Annotated in this window: 20 protein-coding genes; 12 read left to right on the top strand and 8 right to left on the bottom strand. The window is 55.6% G+C overall.

The genetic code is table 11. From position 1 onward, the window contains the following. The 3 genes from ACR0DB_RS21770 to ACR0DB_RS21760 form a co-directional block, all read left to right on the top strand. Positions 1-134, top strand: a 134-nt coding sequence (locus tag ACR0DB_RS21770; RefSeq protein WP_480552943.1) for a fumarylacetoacetate hydrolase family protein, incomplete at its 5' end; no start/stop codon positions are given. After that, the gene (locus tag ACR0DB_RS21765; protein WP_480552942.1) at positions 131-1,420 is read left to right on the top strand and encodes an L-fuconate dehydratase; all 1,290 of its coding nucleotides are present in this window, start codon (positions 131-133) and stop codon (positions 1,418-1,420) included. The genes ACR0DB_RS21770 and ACR0DB_RS21765, both read left to right, overlap by 4 nt. A 245-nt stretch (positions 1,421-1,665) precedes the next feature. Continuing rightward, on the top strand, positions 1,666-1,935 hold the full coding sequence (locus ACR0DB_RS21760; RefSeq protein WP_480552941.1) for a hypothetical protein: 270 nt from the start codon (positions 1,666-1,668) through the stop codon (positions 1,933-1,935). A 351-nt stretch (positions 1,936-2,286) separates the two neighbouring features. On the opposite strand, the gene ACR0DB_RS21755 is transcribed toward ACR0DB_RS21760, so the two are convergent. Together ACR0DB_RS21755 and ACR0DB_RS21750 are read right to left on the bottom strand one after the other, a co-directional pair. Next, on the bottom strand, positions 2,287-3,669 hold the full coding sequence (locus ACR0DB_RS21755) for a sensor histidine kinase (RefSeq protein WP_331252153.1): 1,383 nt from the start codon (positions 3,667-3,669) through the stop codon (positions 2,287-2,289). After that, positions 3,666-4,334 (bottom strand): response regulator transcription factor, encoded by a 669-nt coding sequence (locus tag ACR0DB_RS21750; protein ID WP_480552939.1) that lies wholly within the window; start codon positions 4,332-4,334, stop codon positions 3,666-3,668. Before ACR0DB_RS21750 ends, ACR0DB_RS21755 begins: the two co-directional genes overlap by 4 nt. A gap of 139 nt (positions 4,335-4,473) precedes the next feature. On the opposite strand from ACR0DB_RS21750, the gene ACR0DB_RS21745 reads away from it, so the two are divergent. The 5 genes from ACR0DB_RS21745 to ACR0DB_RS21725 all read left to right on the top strand — a co-directional run bounded on the left by ACR0DB_RS21745 (position 4,474) and on the right by ACR0DB_RS21725 (position 10,114). Beyond that, complete coding sequence (locus ACR0DB_RS21745; RefSeq protein ID WP_155150290.1) at positions 4,474-5,562, top strand: type 2 periplasmic-binding domain-containing protein; 1,089 nt, start codon at positions 4,474-4,476, stop codon at positions 5,560-5,562. 79 nt (positions 5,563-5,641) lie between these two features. Next, on the top strand, positions 5,642-7,672 hold the full coding sequence (locus ACR0DB_RS21740; protein WP_170775673.1) for a tripartite tricarboxylate transporter permease: 2,031 nt from the start codon (positions 5,642-5,644) through the stop codon (positions 7,670-7,672). Positions 7,673-7,760: 88 nt separating this feature from the next. Continuing rightward, positions 7,761-8,849, top strand: a complete 1,089-nt coding sequence (locus tag ACR0DB_RS21735; protein ID WP_480552937.1) for a 4-oxalomesaconate tautomerase — start codon at positions 7,761-7,763, stop codon at positions 8,847-8,849. 51 nt (positions 8,850-8,900) lie between these two features. Then, a complete protein-coding gene (locus ACR0DB_RS21730; protein ID WP_480552936.1) occupies positions 8,901-9,137 on the top strand; it encodes a hypothetical protein in 237 nt (78 codons plus the stop codon). Beyond that, on the top strand, positions 9,134-10,114 hold the full coding sequence (locus tag ACR0DB_RS21725; RefSeq protein ID WP_480552934.1) for a D-2-hydroxyacid dehydrogenase family protein: 981 nt from the start codon (positions 9,134-9,136) through the stop codon (positions 10,112-10,114). Before ACR0DB_RS21730 ends, ACR0DB_RS21725 begins: the two co-directional genes overlap by 4 nt. On the opposite strand, the gene ACR0DB_RS21720 is transcribed toward ACR0DB_RS21725, so the two are convergent. After that, on the bottom strand, positions 10,083-11,147 hold the full coding sequence (locus ACR0DB_RS21720; RefSeq protein WP_480552933.1) for an AbrB family transcriptional regulator: 1,065 nt from the start codon (positions 11,145-11,147) through the stop codon (positions 10,083-10,085). The genes ACR0DB_RS21725 and ACR0DB_RS21720 overlap by 32 nt on opposite strands. A 78-nt stretch (positions 11,148-11,225) precedes the next feature. On the opposite strand from ACR0DB_RS21720, the gene ACR0DB_RS21715 reads away from it, so the two are divergent. From ACR0DB_RS21715 to tcuB, 3 genes are read left to right on the top strand one after another with little or no spacing between them, the layout of a single operon-like run. After that, entirely contained in the window at positions 11,226-11,906 is a 681-nt protein-coding gene (locus ACR0DB_RS21715) for a GntR family transcriptional regulator (protein ID WP_480552932.1), read from the top strand. An 11-nt stretch (positions 11,907-11,917) separates the two neighbouring features. Continuing rightward, positions 11,918-13,312 (top strand): FAD-dependent tricarballylate dehydrogenase TcuA, encoded by a 1,395-nt coding sequence (gene tcuA, locus ACR0DB_RS21710; protein WP_480552931.1) that lies wholly within the window; start codon positions 11,918-11,920, stop codon positions 13,310-13,312. After that, entirely contained in the window at positions 13,302-14,381 is a 1,080-nt protein-coding gene (gene tcuB, locus ACR0DB_RS21705) for a tricarballylate utilization 4Fe-4S protein TcuB (protein WP_480552929.1), read from the top strand. Before tcuA ends, tcuB begins: the two co-directional genes overlap by 11 nt. A 70-nt stretch (positions 14,382-14,451) precedes the next feature. Here tcuB and ACR0DB_RS21700 read toward each other — a convergent pair whose 3' ends face one another. From ACR0DB_RS21700 to ACR0DB_RS21680, 5 genes are all read right to left on the bottom strand, one after another. Then, a complete protein-coding gene (locus ACR0DB_RS21700) occupies positions 14,452-14,712 on the bottom strand; it encodes a hypothetical protein (RefSeq protein ID WP_480552927.1) in 261 nt (86 codons plus the stop codon). 24 nt (positions 14,713-14,736) lie between these two features. After that, entirely contained in the window at positions 14,737-14,862 is a 126-nt protein-coding gene (locus ACR0DB_RS21695) for a hypothetical protein (protein WP_480552926.1), read from the bottom strand. A 517-nt stretch (positions 14,863-15,379) separates the two neighbouring features. Further along, the gene (locus ACR0DB_RS21690; protein WP_480552924.1) at positions 15,380-16,639 is read right to left on the bottom strand and encodes a HupE/UreJ family protein; all 1,260 of its coding nucleotides are present in this window, start codon (positions 16,637-16,639) and stop codon (positions 15,380-15,382) included. 4 nt (positions 16,640-16,643) lie between these two features. Beyond that, positions 16,644-18,275 (bottom strand): hypothetical protein, encoded by a 1,632-nt coding sequence (locus tag ACR0DB_RS21685; RefSeq protein WP_480552923.1) that lies wholly within the window; start codon positions 18,273-18,275, stop codon positions 16,644-16,646. An 88-nt stretch (positions 18,276-18,363) separates the two neighbouring features. Further along, positions 18,364-19,173, bottom strand: a complete 810-nt coding sequence (locus ACR0DB_RS21680) for a hypothetical protein (protein ID WP_480552921.1) — start codon at positions 19,171-19,173, stop codon at positions 18,364-18,366. Between the two features lie 51 nt (positions 19,174-19,224). Between ACR0DB_RS21680 and ACR0DB_RS21675 the strand changes: the two genes are divergently transcribed. After that, complete coding sequence (locus tag ACR0DB_RS21675; protein ID WP_480552919.1) at positions 19,225-20,583, top strand: tetratricopeptide repeat protein; 1,359 nt, start codon at positions 19,225-19,227, stop codon at positions 20,581-20,583. Positions 20,584-20,965: the final 382 nt, after the last annotated feature.

The raw sequence follows: 20,965 nt of genomic DNA, 5'->3' as shown, positions 1-20,965 counted from the left end.
TGATCTCGACCGGGACGCCTCCGGGTGTTGGGATGGGACAGAACCCGCAAACCTATCTGAAGCCCGGCGACAAGATGGAGTTGGGGATCGAGGGGCTGGGCGTGCAACGGCAGGATGTAAAGGCCAGCGCATGACCAGCATCACCGGCATTCGAACCGAAGACTTGCGCTTTCCGACCTCGGACAGTCTGGACGGATCGGATGCGATGAACCCCGATCCCGACTATTCCGCCGCGTATGTGGTGCTGGAAACCGATGGTGCGCATGAGGGCCACGGCCTCACGTTCACCATTGGGCGCGGCAATGAGATCTGCGTGGCCGCGATCAAAGCGCTTGGCGCTTTGGTCAAGGGGTTGGAATTAGAATGGATCACCGAAGATATGGGCCGCTTCTGGCGTTATATCACCGGAGACAGCCAGTTGCGCTGGATCGGGCCGGACAAGGGTGCGATCCATCTGGCTACGGGCGCGGTGGTGAATGCGGCGTGGGATTTGTGGGCGAAAGAGGCGGGGAAACCCGTCTGGCAATTGGTGGGTGACATGTCCCCCGAAGATATCGTGCGCCTGATCGACTTTCGCTATCTGACCGATGCGATCACCCCGGACGAAGCGCTGGCTATGCTGCGCGCCGCCGCGCCGGGCAAAGACGACCGCATCACCAAGCTGAAAGCCGAAGGCTACCCGTGTTACACAACCTCGGCCGGGTGGCTGGGCTATCCCGACGACAAGCTGCGCCGCCTGTGTCAGGAGGCCAAGGACGCAGGCTTTACCCACACCAAATTCAAGGTGGGCCGCGACCTTGACGATGACATCCGTCGTCTGACCATCGCCCGCGAGGTTCTAGGCGAAGACATGAACATCATGATCGACGCCAATCAGGTATGGGAAGTGGATCAGGCCATCGACTGGGTCAAGGCCCTGTCCTTTGCGAGCCCGTACTTCATCGAAGAACCCACCAGCCCCGATGACGTGTTTGGCCACAAGGAAATCCGCGAAGGGGTTGCGCCGGTCAAAGTGGCGACGGGTGAGATGTGCCAGAACCGGATCATGTTCAAACAATTCATCAAAGAAGGCGCGATCGACATCGTTCAGATCGACAGCTGTCGGATGGGAGGATTGAACGAGGTTCTGGCCGTCATGCTGATGGCCGCGAAATACAACTTGCCCGTCTGGCCTCATGCCGGGGGCGTGGGTCTGTGCGAATATGTCCAACATATGTCGATGATCGATTACATCGCGATCTCGGGCGAGAAAGACAGCAAGCGGATCGAATATGTCGATCACCTGCACGAGCACTTCGTCGATCCCTGTGTGGTGAGAAACGGGGCCTATATGGCGCCGGAAAAGCCAGGGTTCTCGATCGAAATAAAACCCGAAACCATCGAAGATTTCCGTTTTTCAGCGGAACTGGCGGCGGAATAAATGCAAAGGTCTGAACAAGTTCGGTAGACCGGCGAAGGTCTTCAAGCAACCCGAAGGAAATGCTCCTAAGGATGAAATTTTGAAAAACGGCCTTTGGGATCGCCCGTGTTCTTGCACTCGGAGAAAAGGCTGGTCTGGTAAAGAAGACTCTGCGTTTTGGCCGTGTCCACGGGGCTTCAACACCATATCTTACAGCGGCTGTGCGTGTCGCCGAGCTTTTGTAAGAAAAGACCATCGACCGTTTCATGTTGAAGGTCTGCCCGCCCTCGCAATTGAGCGAAGAGGCTGCGCTGAATGAGGCGCTGTCGCTGGGTACGGTTGACACGCCATTTGCCGGTGCTGCGTTCCTGGGTCAGTCTTTAGGCCCGGTTAGCATCTCGGGTTACCTGTTTACTCTGCGGCCTTATGGTCGCTGGAAAGCCCATGTGAACTTGGATCTGTTCAACAAGATGGCGGCTGAATACAAAAATATATCGGGCGATTCCGTATCAACGATCTCTGAGGACGCACCCTAAACACCCGTAACCACTGTGGCATAAACCGGGGCATTTCTCGGAAGGTTCAACCCCAAGAGCCGAGTGTCATTCCATGTTCCGATGAACTGGTTGGGGTGGTAGGATTCCTTGCCGACCAATGATTAGACTCAGCTTTTCAGCTAAGCCCGAGAAATTGGGGCGAATTCGGGGCACTATAACCGCTAGAGAGGTGGTTAACGGGCGCGACCTAGACCGCTAGATCAACAGCCCACTGGTGCTGAAACGAATGCTGACGCGTCGTTCCAGAGGGCTGACGTGGGTCGCTGATGCTGGCGGGTTGGGGGCGCGTTTGGGCAAGTGTAGCGAAGGACTGGTTAGAGCCCGACGCGGTCAATCGAAAGAACGGTCCAGGACTATGGGGAGCTCAAGCGTAATGCTCGCTCCTCTTTCGACTAGGTTGATTTCGACCATTCCTCCGTGGCGCCGCGCCACTGCAGAGACGATTGACAACCCCAACCCGCTGCCCTCGGAGTACTCCAACTGAGAAAACCGATTGAATGCCGCTTCGCTTTGGTCTGGTGAAAGGCCAGCACCATCGTCGGTCACAGTTAGGTTGACGCATTTGCCGTCACACCGCAGCACAACTGAGATTTGGCTCAACTTTGGGCCACCATGTTTGACCGCGTTATCCAGCAGGTTCTTTAGAGCCTCAATCAGAAAGACACGGTCGCCGAACACCGTGACCGCGGTCTCAGGCATCGTGACATCAAACTCGATGCCCTTTGCAAGGATATTAACTCCCATCTCAGCGCAGGCTTCTTCCACGACCGAGCGAAAGTCAATTTCAACCATTTGATTTTCGTGCGTCGGCTGCCTGAGCCTTTCAAGCGATAACAGTTGTTCCGCCACCGTCGCTGAGTTTTTTGCAGCCGCGACAAGCTCGGAGATGCGTTTTTCTCGGTCGCCATCCGTTTTCGCGTCCTGCAGCGCTTCGGCCATCGACTGCACGGCGGCCGCTGGGTTCCGCAGCTGATGTGCAGCTTCGGAAATAAACACTTGATGGGCGTTGATACTGTTTTCCACCTGTCCAAAAAGCCGGTTCAAGGTTTTGACAACTCCTTGAACTTCGACTGGGACAGCGCGCTTGATCTCACTGAGGTCATCTGGTGAACGCAGGTCTATTGCGTCCTGCAAATCCAACAACGGCCTAAGGCCACGAGCGACACCGAACCACACCACAATAGCGAGGGTGGCCAGCAGAACGCCCATCAGAATTCCTGCGCGGATAGACAATTCATTCGCAAACGCATTGCGATCCGCCATGCGTTGCCAAACTGTAACTGTCGCATCTCCGATTAGATTGTCTATGGTCACGCGTTCCGTCATCTTAAGAACGCGCACTGGTTCTTGGCGGTAGAGCGCTTCGAAAAACTGCGGTTTGTACACCTCTTGAGCAGATGGGTTTGTGGCGGCCGGAGGGTACGCATAGCCAGTCACATAGATGCCGCCGGGGCCTGTTACGTGGTAAAAAATCTCTCCGCCGGACGCGTCGCGGATCATGCTGCGTGTCGTTGGTGACAGCGCATCACCCCCCGAAATCGCAACATCTCGCGATATGGCTAGGCCAGCAGATAACAGGCTGTCGTCGAACAATTCCTGCGCCGTATTCTGTGCAATCATAAAGCGCCAAAGACCAAGCAAGGCTGCAATTAGTACCAAAGGGGTTAGGATAAGAATGAAAAGTCTTAACCTGAGCGAGCCGTGATTGATCACTTCTGCACCTCAAGCAGATATCCCAGACCTCGGGCTGTCTTTATTCTAATACCGAGATCCTGAAGACGTTTTCTCAGCCGAGATACATGAGGTTCAACGGCCGAGGCCTCGACATCGGCACCCACGCCATAGACGTAATCTGTAAGTTGGCTTTTGGGCACAATTCTGCCCCTGCGCTCTAACAGGCATTCAAGCACGGCTATTTCCCGCCGCGGGATATCCATAACAGTGCCCTGCACACTTACCTGACGTGCAGCGCGGTCGAATTCCAGGCCGCCGATGCTCTCTTTTGCTCCGTAGTCGAGGTCTTTGCGTCGAGAAAGCGCCCGGATGCGTGCTTCCAACTCGTCCATTTCGAATGGCTTAACCAGATAATCATCTGCCCCCATATCCAACCCGGAAACCCGGTCGCTTGTTTCGGCACGTGCCGTCAGCAAGATCACCGGTACGCTGTCACCACGATTACGAAGAGATTTCAGGATCTCTAGCCCTGACTGTCCGGGCAAATTGATGTCCAAAACAACTAAGTCGGCGCCCTCTTGCGCAAGATACAAGTCAGCCTCGTCGCCATCCGAAAGCACTTCTGCCGCATGACCGCGGTCACGCAGACGATAAGCAATAGCGTTGGCGAGGGTCTCGTTGTCTTCGACGATGACGATCCGCATCAGGGCTCCTGCAAGTTTCGCGCAAGGTTGGCGCTCCATGATTGCCAGATGGGATGGGGAATCAACCCCACAGTTCTATTTGCGATCACGGTGGTGCAGAGGGCGCTGGCGTGGTTGTCTGGTCAACAGGGAGGAACCAATGACCATTTCCAACTTCACCCGTCGGGCCGTCGTGGGGCTGATCGCCGCCGCCGGTATCGCCGCACCTGCCGCTGCCGAGGTCGATTTCTCCGGCAAGACCGTTGAATGGGTTATCCCGTTCTCGGAAACGGGCGGGTCTGCCAAATGGGCCAACTTCTTTGCGCCGCTTCTGTCGGAAGCTCTACCGGGTCAACCGACAGTTGTCGTGAAATTCATGCCGGGCGCTGGTTCGACCAAAGGCGCAAACTGGTTTCAGGAGCAGAGCCATGACGACGGGACGCTGCTGTTTGGCACCTCTGGTTCAACTCAATTCCCATATCTGCTGAGCGATCCTCGCGTGCGCTACGAGTACAACGATTGGATCCCGGTTATGGCGTCAGGAACCGGTGGTGTTGCCTATCTGAACGCCGAAGACGGAGCAAAGTTTGATGGCTCTGCGAACGCGCTGAAAGACACAAACTTTATTTACGGTTCGCAGGGCGCGACACGCCTTGACCTTGTACCGCTGCTGGCGTGGCAAATGCTGGGCATGAATGTTGAGCCTGTTTTTGGCATCAAAGGCCGTGGCGATGGTCGCCTGATGTTCGAGCGAGGTGAAGCCAACATCGATTATCAGACCTCGTCCGGCTATCTGGGTGGATCGGCACCTCTGGTTGAATCCGGTCAGGCTGTGCCGATGATGACTTGGGGTGCTCTTGATGCGGACGGCAACATCGTGCGCGACCCGACCTTCCCGGACATCCCGACATTCAAAGAAGTATGCGAAGCGACCGATGGCTGTGAAACCAGCGGTGAGGCATGGGATGCGTGGAAAGCGTTCTTTGTGGCCGGTTTCCCGGTTCAGAAGCTGGCCTTCCTGCCGGGTGACACGCCTCAGGAAGTGGTCGACGCCTACACCGCAGCGTTTCAAGCTGTGACCGAGCGAGGCGACTTTGCCGACATCTCCTCGAAGCGCGTGGGCAAATATCCTGTGTTTGTTGGTGACGGCTCCAAGTCGGCGCTGCAAACTGCGACAAACGTCGACGACAACGCCAAGGCCTATGTCCTGAACTGGCTCAAAGAAGCCTATGGTGTCGAGCTGAACTAAGCCCAAACACCACTGCGCGTGCCCCAATGTCGGGCGCGCGCTTTTCCAAACACAAGACAATTTATGAAAGGCGGCCGCTATGGAGGTTTTCGCCACCGCTCTTCCTGCGCTCAGTGATGCGTGGGGTCTGATCCTGCAACCTATTGTTCTGGGGTACCTTGTTCTCGGTGTCGTTATGGGACTGGCAGTAGGTGTTTTCCCGGGGCTTGGCGGTATTGCTGGTCTGTCCCTATTGCTTCCTTTCATGTTCGGCATGGACCCTATTCTTGGGTTAGCGCTGATGATCGGGATGGTCGCCGTTGTTCCGACCTCTGACACCTTTGCCTCGGTTCTTATGGGCATCCCCGGCAGTTCCGCCTCACAGGCGACTGTGTTGGACGGTTTCCCGATGGCGAAAAAGGGCGAGGCCGCGCGGGCATTGTCAGCGGCCTTTGCGTCATCGCTGTTTGGCGGTTTGGTCGGCGCAACATTTCTGACCATGTTTATCCTGATCGCGCGGCCCATCGTTCTGGCATTCGGTCTGCCCGAGATGCTGATGATCACCATTCTTGGCTTGTCGATGGTCGCTATCCTCGCCGGGCGTGTCCCGCTGAAGGGTGTCGCCGCCGCAGGGTTGGGCCTGATGGTCGGTACGATTGGCGAGGCGGACGCAGGCGGTTCGCTGCGCATGGCGACGTATGACATTCCTTACCTGACCGATGGTCTGAAGTTGGTCATCGTTGGCTTGGGTATCTTTGCGGTGCCCGAAATCGTCTCGCTGCTGCGACAAGACCGATCCATTGCCAAGGGCGCTTCGCTAGGGGCCGGTTGGCTGGATGGCGTCAAAGACTGGGCCGCGAACATTTGGTTGTCGGTCCGCTGTTCGATCATTGGCGTGGTCGTTGGTGTTATTCCCGGCCTCGGAGGCTCGGTTGTTGACTGGATCGCTTATGGCCATTCGGTTCAATCGACAAAAGACAAAAGCAACTTCGGAAAGGGCGAAGTGCGAGGCGTCATCGGGCCGGAAAGCTCGAACAACGCCAAGGAGGGCGGGGGGCTGGTTCCAACGCTGCTGTTTGGTATCCCTGGCTCGGGTTCAATGGCGATCTTTATCGGCGCTGTCGCACTGTTGGGATCTGGCGATATCGAGGTCGGGCCTAGCATGCTCAAGGACAATCTCGACATCACTTATTCGATTGTCTGGTTGCTGGCTCTTGCCAACGTGGTGGGCACCATCCTGTGTATCGCTGCCTCGGGCGGGATCGCCAAGCTGACCACGATCCGTTTCACCTATCTGGCGCCGTTCCTGTTCATGCTGATCAGCTTTGCGGCGTTCCAGTCCGGCCAAAACTTCGAAGACTTGCTGGCCCTTTTCGTGATCGGCCTGATCGGCATTTTCCTGCGCCGTTTCGACTGGTCGCGCCCGGCCTTTCTGATTGGGTTCGTGTTGTCCAACCCGGTTGAGAAGTTCACCAACCAGGCGTTCCAGATCGCCTCTTTCCGCTTCCGCAAAAGCTTTGGTGAGGGGATGGAGTATGTCTTCAGCCCGATCGTTATCGTACTGATCGTGGTCACCGTGGTTTCGGTTATTCTGGGCATTCGTCAAGCCAAGATGATCATGGCCGAAGGTGAGGTTAAATCCGGCAGCAAGCGCGCGCCGCTGATCTTCCTGTTGGTAATCATGGCCTATCTGATCGTGGCATTGGTCAATGCAAACATGATCCCTGACTACAACATGACCGATAAGATCATCCCGCTGGTGATCGGCAGCGTGTCGCTGTTTTGCTGCGTCATCCTGTTGATCCAAATGATGCGGCGTCCCGAGGGCGATGCGATCTTTGCTGACAAAGAACTCGCCGGTGAGGATGCGAGCGCGCCGCATGGACTTTGGTCGACCCTCGCATGGTTTGCAGGTCTGATCGCGGCCACATGGGTTGTAGGATTCATCCTCGCCCTGATCGGTTTTCTGATCGCATTCTTCCGCATTCGCGCCGGGTCCAGCTGGCAGATGACGCTGCTCCTGACGGCCTGCGGCATCGGTTTCATGTGCTTCATGGCTGGAGCTTTGAACCGGGATTTCCCGCCGGGTCTACTGCAAGACATGGTGAACCTGCCATGGCCGCTCAAGTAGGCACTCCACGGCTGTCCGGCCTGCCAATTTGGCTGTCCAGGCGGGGCTGAAATCAGAAATTTCAACGGTTTGTAAAGGAGGGTTCGCAATGACCCAGACAGCAATCCCATATGTTTTCATGCGCGGTGGCACGTCCCGAGGACCATATTTTCGGCGCTCTGATCTGCCCGAAAATTTGGACACTTTGGCTGATGTTCTTGTCGCTGCCCTCGGGGCTGGACAAGCACTCAATATCGATGGGATCGGTGGTGGAAACGCAGTGACGACCAAAGTGGCGATGTTATCCGTCAGCGAAGACGACTGGGCGGATATCGACTATTTCTTCGCGCAGGTTTCTGTTGATAAGAAGCTGGTTGATTTCAAACCTACTTGCGGAAACATCCTCTCAGGAGTCGGTCCAGCTGCGATCGAAATGGGTTTGTTTCAGCCCACCGGCGACGTGACCGAGATCCGCATTCGCGCAGTTAATACAGGCGCCCGTGTCGTTGTCAAAGTGCAAACCCCGGACGGTGAGTTGGTCTACGAGGGCGATGCGGAAATCGCCGGAGTTCCCGGTCACTCTGCACCGGTACAACTGAGTTTCATGGGCGTTGTGGGTTCGGCAACAGGTGCATTTCTGCCCACTGGAAATTTGCGCGACACAGTGCAGGGGATCGAGCTGACGTGCATGGATGTCGCTATGCCGATGGCGATAGCCCGGGCGGCCGATTTCGGACTGACAGGATATGAAAGCGCCGAAGAGCTGGATGCCAACCGTGCTTTCTTTGATCGGATGGAGGCCGTGCGGATCGAAGCCGGGGAACGGATGGGTATGGGGGACGTATCGAAATCGGTTACTCCCAAATTCGGCCTGATGGCACCCGCCAGAGAAGGTGGAACCCTTGCGGTTCGGTATTTCATGCCATGGAAAACTCACCCGACAATGGCCGTCACGGGCGCGCAATGCATGGCATCTTGCGCTTTGACGCCCGGAACCGTCGCCGACGGGTTGCTTGATCGCCTGGATTCAAGCCCAGCAGACGTTGTTTTGGAACACGCGTCAGGCAAGATCGACGTTCTGGTGGACTTCTCGAATGACGGGGAGTTCAAAGTAATTTCTGCCGGTTTGGTGAGGACTGCGCGTAAATTGGCGGATGGGCATGTTTATGTTCCGGAATCCGCGTGGAACGGTAGTTGAAGTGGGAACTCTCATTTGGTATACAGTGGTATACATAATGAGGATATCACGATGTACGACTATTCGGAATGCCTTGATATCGCGCGTCAGGAACTCAGGCTGGCGCAGTCGGCTCTGCGAAAGGATATCGCGGAATACCCAACGCCAATTGCCGGGTGCGATGAGCAATTCAACCATCTGCTGGATCAACGCGAACGGGTTCGCAATGCGCTTGAAGCACTCGACAAACTTCATTTTGTACCGACGCCAAGAAAACTGAACAAAAGGCAGGTTATAGAAAGTCGATGAAAGTTCACATTCTGGACGATTGGTTCGATACACTGCAGGGCCTTCCCTGTTTCGGAAAACTGTCCGACCATCACGTGAAGGTCTGGACAGATCATGTCGAGGAAACCGGCGAATTGGCCGCACGCTTGCAGCAGGCTGAGGCGCTGGTTTTGTTTCGCGAGCGCACCAAGGTAACCCGCGATCTGATTGAAAAACTTCCAAACCTGAAATTGATCAGCCAGCGCAGCGTGTATCCGCACGTCGATGTGCAGGCATGCTCGGATAACGGAGTGCTGCTGTGTTCGAACATGCATGGCGGGACGCCCTCATATGCCGCAGCCGAACTGACATGGGCACTAATCATGGCCGGGATGCGCGACTTGCCTGCGCAGATGGTATCAGTCAAAGCGGGGCATTGGCAGGCCGGGGTTGGCAAGACCCTGAGAGGGCGGAAGTTGGGGCTGTATGGATATGGCCGTATCGCCCGCGCTGTTGCTGGCTATGCCGAGGCATTCGGGATGAATGTTGTCTGGTGGTCTTCGGATGAAGGCCGGGCACGCGCGCTGGCCGACGGCGTGCAGATTGCCACAAGCCGCGAAGCGTTCTTTGCCAACAGCGATGTTGTCTCAGTCCACGTCCGCCTGAAGCCCGACACGAACGGTATCATCACAGCGTCAGATTTTTCGCAGATGCAACCGGGCGCGATGTTTGTGAACACCTCCCGGGCCGGGCTGATCGCTCCGGGTGCTTTGTTGGATGCGCTGAACGCCGGTCGCCCGGGGAAGGCCGCAATTGATGTCTTCGATACCGAGCCGCTCACTGACCCGAATGACCCTTTGCTATCGCACCCGAACCTTATTGCGACACCGCATATAGGTTTTGTGACCAAGGACGAATTCGACCTGCAATTCGCAGATATTTTCGATCAGGTGAATGCCTATGCTGAAGGTGCCCCTATTCACATGATCAACCCCGAGGTTTGGACCAGCGCAGGATAAGATTGGCCGCTATGGGCGCGCCGATGATAACCAGCACGATCCTTGTCAGATGGTGGGTGATCACAAAGCCCAGATCCGCGCCCGAAACGATGGCCAGTACCGTCATCTCGGCCTGTCCACCGGGGGCAAAGGCCAAGAAAGCCTCAACCGGTTGACCCAGTCCCAGCGTGGTGACAACGGCGGTGAAAACGGCTGCAAGGATGGCAAGGACAATGACATAGGCGAAGCCTGCTGCAACCACCCGACGGAGTTCGACCCATGTGACGCCAACGAATTTCACGCCTATCCCGCAACCGATAAAGAACTGCGCCGCAAGGATGGCCTCGCGGGGTGGTCGGGTATGAATGAAATCCGCCAGTGACAGGGCTGCCGTCAGGATCATTGGCCCGAGGATGGATGCCCCGAACAGGCCGATCCGCTCACCGCCTTTCCAGCCTATAAGGGCGGCCAGTACCATCAGCGCCAACTCATGCATCGGCAGGTCGCGCGCAGGCTCTCCGATTGGGTTGGTGAGTTGAGCATCGTAGAACACCGTCAGAAATAGCGGGGCCAGGGTTACGATGATCAGCACGCGCGTACCGTGGATCAGGGATAGCGTACGCGGGTTGGCGCCAGCTTCGGTTCCAAAAATGATCATGTCCTGCAGTCCGCCTGGCATGGCAGCGTAAAACGCCGTCGTGGAGTCAAACCCCCAGAACTTGCGAAAGAAAGGCACTCCGACCAACGCGATCAGCAGGATGAAGAACGGGACCAGTGCGATAGACGCTGCCATCTTCGGCAATTCAACAAAAAGCGCAGGGGTTATCGAAGCCCCAACTGCAACGCCGAGTATGGTGCGCGCTGCAACCGAGACCTGACCAAAACCTTCCATTGGGGCATGCGCCAGGGCGGCTATGAGACACGCGCTCATTGGGCCGAACAGAAAGGGCAGCGGCAGATTCAACGCCCAAAATACTCCGGTGCCCAGCAGTGCAAGGACCAGTGTTACGGCCCGCTTTGTCAGGAGAGAAGGTGTTTTGTCTTGGGTGGGCAAGGCGCGGCTTCCAACAATATTGACTCGCTATGTATCCAAATGTATACAATTGGACGCAAGAAGACAAGTGAGCGCTCGATGACCATTCAAGACGACCCCTTACAGCCTGGCCCACAAGGCAATTCTGCGTATCAGCGCTTACTGGACGAGATTCGCGAGGGCACACTGCTGCCTGGCGAGCGCTTGCGTGAGATTGAGCTGTCAGAACGATTAGGGGTCAGCCGCACACCGGTGCGGGAGGCTATCCGTCAGTTGGAGGCCGACGGGCTAGTCACTCATGTGCCACGGCAGGGCGCAACCGTACGCAGCCTCGACTACGCCGAAGTAATGGAACTCTATGAGATGCGCGCGGTGCTCGAAGGAACTGCGGCCCGTTTAGCTGCGCGTGCTGCGTCGGATGTCGAGTTGGACGAGTTGGGCGTTTTGAATGATCGCTTGGCCGAGGCTGGTACCGGCTCGGAAGCGGCTCGGATCAACCGGATTTTTCACGCCACACTTTTGGATGCGGCAAAGAATCGGTTTCTTGCCAAGTCTATGTTGTCTTTGCAAAAAGCGTTGTTGATCCTTGGGCCATCGCAATTGCTGGACGGTGATCGGGCCGAGACAGCAGTGGCAGAGCATAAGCGCGTCATGGCTGCCTTAAAGGCCCGCGATGGTGCAGCGGCTGAAACAGAAATGCGCTCGCATATTCAGGCCGCACAACGGATGCGTATTCGGGCGTTGCAAGAACGCGACCGGACAACCGACGAAAATCAATAGGTAGACAGGATATGGCCACCCAAAAGGAAGCTTATGATATCGTTGTGATCGGCGGTGGGAATGCTGCCCTTTGCGCGGCGATGACTGCTGCCGAGGCAGGCGCCCGTGTTCTGATCCTCGAAACGGCACCAAAACCCTATCGTGGGGGGAACTCACGCCATACGCGCAATTTTCGTTGTATGCATGGTGCTCCTCTGGGCCCTCTGATCGAAGAATATAGTGAAGATGAGTATCTTGAAGATCTGCTCAAGGTCACTGGCGGCAAAACCGACGAACATCTTGCTCGCCTCGCGATCCGAACCTCCGAGGAATGCCTGCCGTGGATGGAAGAACACGGCGTGCGGTTCCAACCCTCTCTGTCCGGGACATTGTCGCTGGCGCGGACCAACGCGTTTTTTATGGGGGGCGGGAAGTCTCTGGTGAACGCCTACTACCGCACAGCGGCAGCTTTGGGCGTGGATGTTCTTTACGAAGCTGCCGTGACGCATCTTGAGCTGAACGGCGACCAGATTGAATGGGTCGACTACACCTATGAAGGCCAATCTCATCGCATCACGCCCAAGGCCGTCATCGTTGCCTCGGGCGGGTTTCAGGCCGACACGGATTGGCTCACCCGTGCATGGGGCGAGCCAGCAAAGAACTTCCTGATCCGGGGGACGCCCTATAATCGGGGGGTTGTGCTGGCTGATCTGTTGGATCAAGGCGTCGAGAGCGTTGGCGATCCAACCCAATGCCACGCCGTCGCCATTGACGGGCGGGCGCCGAAGTTCGACGGCGGCATCGTCACCCGTTTGGACTGCGTGCCGTTTTCAATCGTCGTGAACAAGAATGCCGAGCGGTTCTATGACGAGGGCGAAGACGTCTGGCCCAAACGCTATGCGATTTGGGGGCGTCTGGTTGCCGCGCAACCGGATCAGGTAGGCTATGTGATCATCGATGCGAAGTCTCTGAACCTGTTCATGCCCTCGGTGTTCCCTCCGCTAAAGGCGGACACCTTGGAAGAGCTGGCTGGAATGATGGACCTGCCCGCCGACAAGCTGAAGGCGACCGTTGCTGAATTCAACGATGCATGCGGCGACACCAGTGGATTTCACCCAACTGAGTTGGACGGGGTCACAACCTCGGGTCTGACGCCACCCAAGACCAACTGGGCCCGCCCGATCTCCGAACCGCCATTCTATGGCTACTCGCTGCGTACTGGCGTGACTTTCACCTATCTGGGGCTGAAGGTCGACGATACGGCCCAGTGTTCGACCCCCAGCGGGAAGATCAAAAACCTTTGGGCAGCGGGCGAGACGATGGCAGGTTCGATCCTGGGGCAGGGGTATCTGGCCGGCTTCGGCATGACCATCGGAACCGTTTTTGGACGCATCGCAGGACGTGAGGCCGCAGCCTATGCAAACTGATCTTATTCAAGAAGCCCGCCGTCAGGCCGAGATTTGCAACGCCTGCCGTTACTGCGAGGGCTATTGTTCGGTCTTCCCGTCGCTGCACGCGGAACGCGCGTTCTCGGATGGGGACATCACTCAACTGGCCAACCTGTGCCACAACTGCAGGGGGTGCTACTACGCCTGTCAGTACACAGCTCCGCACGAGTTTGACCTGAACCTGCCGAAAGCTCTGGCCGAAGTGCGGCGGGACAGCTGGGAAAGCTTCGCTTGGCCGCAGCCTCTGGCGCGCCGGTTTCACACACACGGCGGGGCCATAGCCTTGGCGCTTGTGATCGGATTTGCCCTGTTGTTCTGGGCAATTCGTGCCATCGGGTCAAGCGGAGGAGAGGGGTTCTATACCGTCCTGTCCCACAATGCGATGGTCGCAATCTTTGCGCCCGCATTCCTTTTGCCACTCTTTAGCTTGGCTATCAGCCTGAGGCGCTATTGGACGGAGGTTGGTGGCAAACCTATCCAAATGTCTGATCTGATAGCTGCGTTCAGACGCGCCGGCAAGATGCAGGACTTGGCCGCAGGCCACGGCGAGGGTTGCAATTTCGAGGACGAAGACCGGTTCAGTCAGGCCCGACGCCACATTCACCAAGCCATCATGTACGGCTTCTTGCTGTGCTTTGCGTCGACCTCGGTGGCGACGATTATGCACTACGGGTTTGGGTTGCACGCGCCCTACGGGTTTTGGTCGTTGCCAAAACTGTTCGGGATTTCGGGCGGTGTGTTGCTGACAGTGGGTTGTGGAGCGATGGCTCTGCTTAAGCAAAAGTCGGATCGCGAGCTTGGCGACCCGTCCGCATGGGGTGGGGACATCGGTTTTATCCTGTTACTCGGTTTTGTCGGCCTCAGCGGGTTGGTCCTCTACGCCCTTGGTTCGACTACTCTGATGCCCGCGCTGCTTGCCATCCACCTTGGATCGGTTCTGACATTCTTCTTGCTGACGCCCTACACTAAGATGGCTCATGGCTTCTATCGGCTCGCGGCTTTGGTCAGAGACGCGCAGCGGAAGAGAGAGTTGTCAGTTGTTTGCTAGTAAATTTCCAGCGCTAAAGGAGAAAAAGAAGTCGCAATTGAAGCGCATTTCGATGCGATCGCAGGTTGGCTCAACCCGTTTGGGCGATCAATGCTCTGATGGTGCTAAGGACATCGGCAACGTGATCTATGTCCAGTGCTGCGGCATGCGGGTTTACGAAAGCGCCACTGTCATTGTCGAAATAGGCCCCTGATGCGTCAGCAAACCGCGCGCCCAGGGCGGCCTCGATCAGGATATCCGCACCGAAGTTCATGTCATTCCCGGCAACGCCAAAGCCTTCTTGCACCATTTTCGAGGCCAAAAGTGATCCTGGATTTACCGCGACCATCACAGGCGCATCAGCTTGGGATTTGGCTCATTCCCGGGTCCAGATGGTGATCGCCAGCTTGCTCTGAGAATAGACTTCCATATCCGCCAGCGTCACATTGCCCTGCATGGCTCTGATGTTCACCGGGGCTTGTGCGGCAGATGAGAGGTTCACGACACGCCTGTTTGCCGGAATAATCGGCTGCAGCAAATCGGTCAGCAGGTACGGTGCAAGAGTGTTTACGACAAAGCGGATGTGCAGTTCGACTTGGTCGAGGGAAGCTATGATCTGGCACTCAGGAAGCCTCCTTGGGAAACATAAGCTAAATTAGGGCTGGGGGAATTTAGATATCCCAAAGCCAAGGTCGAAGACAGGCGCTAAGCAGTCACGCCTTGTGCAGTCGCGAAAGTCTAATGTGTCCCGCAACTTGATCTTTGGTCTCCAAATTTCTCAGCACCGCCCACGAACGGCGGATATCTTCGTCGCGTTGCAGTACCGAAGACAGCGCACTTGCAGCGATTTTCGTGCTGCGAACGCGCGCAGCGAGAAATTGGCAAGTCGGCTGAGGGCTCAGGGCGGTCGTTCGTCGAAACTTCGTGAGCGGCCACTTTGCGAACGAAGTTGACGTTCAACAAATCTAAGTGAAGGTCCGCATACTGTTCAAAGCCGCACAACATACTCATACTAGTGGTCAGAGAAAAAACTCTGCCCGTTCCACTACCCAAACCATTGCGACCAGACTTGCGCACGCAGCAACAACAGTGCGAGAACCAACCCAGATACGCCCTGGTTGTTTGCGCAGCAACAAAACCAACGGCCAGACCAATAAAACGATCATGATTTGTCCAACCTCTACTCCAACGTTGAAAGCTAGCAAGCTGTGCCAAACGTTTGGTGCATCGACACGTAGAATTTGGTGCAACATGAAGGAGAAGCCGAACCCGTGCAGCAAACCAATCCCGGACGTGATTGCAAAGACCTTCAGGTCGCCATGTCCTTTCTCAGGTGGCCAAACCGCCATTGCAGCTGCGTAGATTATCGAAAGCGCTATTGCCAATTCGACGGTTGGGATGAACCATGCTCCGCTCGGCGCGAAGCCAAAAAAACCCAAAATCAGTGTCACCGTGTGGCCCAAGGTAAAGCCCGTGACGCGGGCGAGAAGGCTGTGCAAGTTTAGCGCACCGATGATCATGCAAAGCACAAACAGAACATGATCGGGACCTTCCAAAATGTGCCGAATTCCCTCAGCAAAAAAGGTCGAAACGGCTGCGGTCGCTGATCCGGAAATTTCGACCGGGGTATGCATCAAACCCCGCGCACGATATGTTCGAACATCCTGCCCGTTATAGTCGAGGATGAGGTTCGCCGTGTCATCTTGTCTAGGAAGCCCCGGATATGACGTATAGGACAAACTGTATGCTCCTACCTCTCCCGTCACAAAGCGCAGGTGCACGTCAACCATCACCTCGCCAACATAAATCTCCTCATTGATTGGAAAAACGTCCCTAGGCGCAAGTGCCGAGCGTGCCTCATTGAGCGTAGCAAATCCAGGTTCCTGCCCCAAAGGATGCAGTCTTATCGAGACGATTTCGGGGGTTTGTCGATGACCGTCGATAGACAGCACAAGGCCGTTTTCAGCAATACGAGCCAAGCCGGTTGGATCTTTGTGCAACGCGGCCTGATCCAAATAGTGCATGAGCACGCCATCTTCGATCTGATTGTATGTGTATGGAGCTGGTTTGGGCAAACCGTCCGGGCCCTCGGTACCGACGAGTTCCGCCACCAAATAAGGCATCGGAAGGCGTAAATAGACATCAAGGCCATCTTCCGAGTGGGACACATGGTGAATGCGAACATTCTGGTTTAGATTGAAATGCGCTTCTGCTCTACCTGCACACAAAAAGATCACGGAAAACAGGAACGTGGCAAAAAACAACCTTACCACAACCACAGAATTACCCTCCTGTCTTGGCGCTGATAATCGTCAGGTCGTCAAGCATCCAATGGTCGCCATGCCGCGAAACGTCGAGCAAACCTCGATAAGAAACCGCTTGCCTATGCAGGTGCCCCCAATGACCTCCGCTTACGCGAGCTGTCCAACTGGCCAGGGCCTTATGCCGATTTCTTTCTTCGCCGGGCGTGAAACTCTCGACATTCAGGTCTGAAATCGCTTCGACGCGAGCCATGGCGCCAGAGGGTAACGTAACTGACAAACCACGACGCATTTCTGCTTGAACCTTGACGCGATTAGTTGCTTCGACAAATGGCTCCATCGCCGCTAAGGCACTATCATCCCGCGTCTCAAGCATCGTGGTTCCGATATTGGCCACCAGCCCTTCCACGATTTGACGCGATGCGATTTCATCCGACTCAGGCGCTGACGACGGGTTGTTCAGCGAGTATGTGACAATCGCGGCGGCACCGAATGCCCCGGTTAGGCCAAGCAAGATCAGACGCTGGCCGTTTGTGCGCTGCAACGAGAAATAGGCGCATATCAAACACAGAAAACCTAAGCCGAACGCAAGCGAGGGCACCTGTGTTGCAGCCGCGACTTTGACGACGACTGGGCTTGTCTTTGGGTTGGTCCAACTTGTCAGGTAATTGTTCCAACTTACAACGGGATCGGATGCATAAATCTGCGAGGGGACCGCCCCTGCCGGATCTGAAAGGGTGATCGGAATAACATCCAAACCAACTGGGAAAAGCTCCCATGCCAGATCAACTCGGTTCGGCAAAGTCGAAACCGGATAGGAAAGGACGACGCCCAGTAACATCGTCTTTCGGTTTGCCTCGGCTTGATCCGGAAGAACACGCAAACCTTCGGCACCAACTTTGATACGCGAGACCTGCACCGTTTCCGGTTTCATCGGCTTGCCATCAACGGCGAGAGGGTTTCTCGTCTCAAAAAAGTCTGAGACGTCAGACTTGATCTTGATGACATCATCTCTGGTCAGTCGGTCAGCATCTCCAAAGTCCAACTCCGCCCAAGTCTCATAGTCTTTCAAGCGCAATATGACCTCGTGCCGGACGACACGCGGTTCCATGGCCAGAAACGACATCATCGGAGATTTGTGGTGACGGGTAAGGTTTGGATTCTCAAACTTGCTGAACCAAGGGTCTTCCCAATCTGGCAGCATCGTCTCAGCCGGAGAAAGGTAACGATAGTCTGTCACTGGAACGCCCATATGCTCGGCCACGACGCCAAGTGAAGCCAAGGGAATCCCGTCTGGACTTAGGGGGGGAATGAACGTGATCTGTTCCGGCTTGCCATTGAACGGAAACTCCATGTCCACGTAGACGACATTTTCGCTACGCGGTCGCGGTCGATACAGAGCGCTCGCTGCCGTTTGCCGAGAAATTCTGGGGCGCACATCAATCGTATTCGTTGTGTTGGACAGTTCCACATCGTCTGCCCAAACCTGAATGTTCTGACCTGTACGCTCAGCCAGCGACGTACCCGAACCATCATCTGGAATGACGAATATGGGATAGTCGTTCAAATCGACCTCAAGGAGAACCCGCACATGATCAGGCTGCACCGAAAGCTCAACAAAGTTCGGCGCCGTTTCCCCGCCATAGGGGGACACGAGGTCCGCAAACGATTGGCTTGCCCCAAACGCAAGACTCGCAAGTACTGAGCCCAACCGAACCCATGTTTTGCTGTATTCGCCAATCTTAGAAATGAAACGCGACGGCAGCATAGATACCATTCTGGTCCACATCATAGGCAAACTCCCCATCCGAACGGTCGGTGGAAAAGTCGATTCCATAGAACTGATAGCCAAACCGCAGAGACGTGTTTTCCCAGCCTTTCCAGTCAAACCCAGCCACAACCAGGTACTGCAGGTCATCGCCATTCACTCCGAAACCACTCAGTTCAGCCCGGCTGGCGAAACTCCATTTCTCGTTGATTTCCATCGCATAGCGGAGCGCGATCATTGGCTCGAGCCATTCTTCTGTGCCACCCAACGTCATACCTGGGCCGGGGCCTGCAAAGTCGATTTCCTGTTTGATCCGGTTCCACTGAACCCCAATTGCGGCATCCGCTGCATAGCGTTGGCCCGAGGCATTTACTCCGTTCGCAAACCGGTAAGCGCCCTGCACGTTGGCAAAGGTCTGCCGGACATCAACATCAACGTCCACCCTGCCACCGGGTAGAGTTCCATCTCCGCCAAGCTTTACGTAGTAAACTTCGGAAATGATCCCGAAGTCGCCGTTCCAGCCCTCGTAACGTACTGAAGCTGCACCTTGCAGCACGTCCAGCACCTCGCTCAGGTTCAAGTCTAAATCGACGCTGGTTCCATCTATAGTTGATGTGCCCGTCGTGCTGAGCGGAAGGAACAAATAGGGCGTGATTGAGTGTCGCCAACCGCGGTCATCATCTTCAGAACGTGCAAGTGACTGGGCGTTTGCTGCGTTGGATATAGCGACAAGCGACCATCCAACGCAGACCAAATAGCGAGTAATCAATGAGGTATGTTGCATAGAGATTTCCGATCTGTCTGTCATCAAATGATTTGGAACACGAGCGGTTGATTGGCTTTGGAGGCTCAGGCTCGCTGTAGTTTCAATTTACGCCGCGTTTTGATGATGCAGCAAGCGGCGTTTCTGGATTGTCTGGTGTTTGATTTCCTTTCTGCGTCTGAGGATAGTTTCGGCCCGACCGAAGTAGACATCGTCGAAGAAGATCTCGCTGGTCGGGGAGATCAAATTCGCAGCAAGACTATCGCCCAAGATGTTTATGACCGCGATACCTCAGAGGGGACCGACCCGGAAAATATCGTTCGCGTCGATGCACGTCGACTTCGTCAGTTCTTGGAACTGCATTACGAGGGTATTGGTAGGGATGATCCGGTAAGACTGTGTGTAGACAGCGGCGGATATAGGCCGCGGTTCGAAACTGTCTCAGAAACCAGTTCAGTATCAATCTCAACAAAAACCAAACGCATTGGACTACCCTTAGGGGCGTTCGCCATAGGGGCCGTCGTTGGCGCGTTGGTCGCAGTTGGTCTTGCCCAAGATGGACAGGAAACTGCATTTGCTGAAGTGAGTGGTTCATCAGAAACTGACACGGACGCATACTTGCAGCGCGCGGCAATTTACGAGAAATCCCCAGCCGCGTTACAAGCATTCAATTTGGCGCAACAAGCGCGGACAATGATATTTCCGATCTTCGACCGACAGCGGCAGCTACTTGTTCTGTCTGTGTTTGAGGGCGTGATCGAGATCGACCCAGAATATTTCGCTGGATATGCCGGTGCAGCGCAGGCACTCGCGTCACTTGCGGTGATAACTCCGCCATCCGATGCCAAGACCGAATACGCTGAAGCCGCTATGAAGCTGGCGAACCAGGCGGTAAGCCTTGCCCCAGATCAAGCCTGGAGCCAGTCTGCTAAAAGCTGGGCCAGTTTTGCCAATCGCGATTATGAGGCTGCGCTGCAACTCAGTAGACGCGCATCAAAACTTGATCCGAATGATGGAGCAGTCCTCGACTTTCTTGGCGCGGTGGCCATGTTTTCAGGCGAATTCGAAGAAGCTATTGAAACAGCAGACAGGCTATCTCTGCTGGATTCCAGCAACCAAAGATTTGCAAATCGAAACATTTCCGGCGCGACGTATTTTCATCTGGGTGAATATCAAACAACGGTAGAGCGCTTTGAAGAGGCAAAGCAACTTGGGGATCCACTCAGCGCTCCTTCACTAGCTTATGTAACGGCAGCGTTGTCAGCTATGGGGCAAGACTATGCGGCTAAAGCCAAACTGGCTGAACTTGAGCGCGCATGGCCGGAAGCACCGATAGATGCGATGCTCAAAAGTATCCACAAAGATGTCGAGAACGCAGAGGCCGTGCTACGCGAGTTACGAAAACAAGGCTGGGTTAGCCCAATGCGATAGAATCGCGCACAACAGCGGGGCGGAATACGAAGGTCGAAAAAATCTCCGCTGGCGCAGGTCCTCCGGTCAAAATTCCTAAAACCAGCGCGAAGTTGAGATCGATAGTGGGAAGCAAGGTAAGCGACGTCTTCTCAGATTGCGTAAAATTTGCTTTCTTGCGCAATGCCGTCGCCAGTGCGGACTGCAGAAACCGGTATCTTTGGGCTCTCAACAGCCATTCGCTGCACTAGGAATGAAAGATCGCTCCGCCTTAGCCTTTAAACAGCACCCCCGCCAGTACCAGCGACCACCCGTCAGAGCCCGGAACGACTAGTCGGTGACCGAGCCAGAGCCTGTGAACGGGTCTCTAGTGGTCTCGAAAGGTGTCCTACAACCCCAGCCA

This window comes from Ruegeria sp. AB6 (assembly GCF_056542685.1).
Note: the sequence above shows the minus strand (reverse complement) of the source record. Positions and strands in the feature narration are given on the sequence as shown.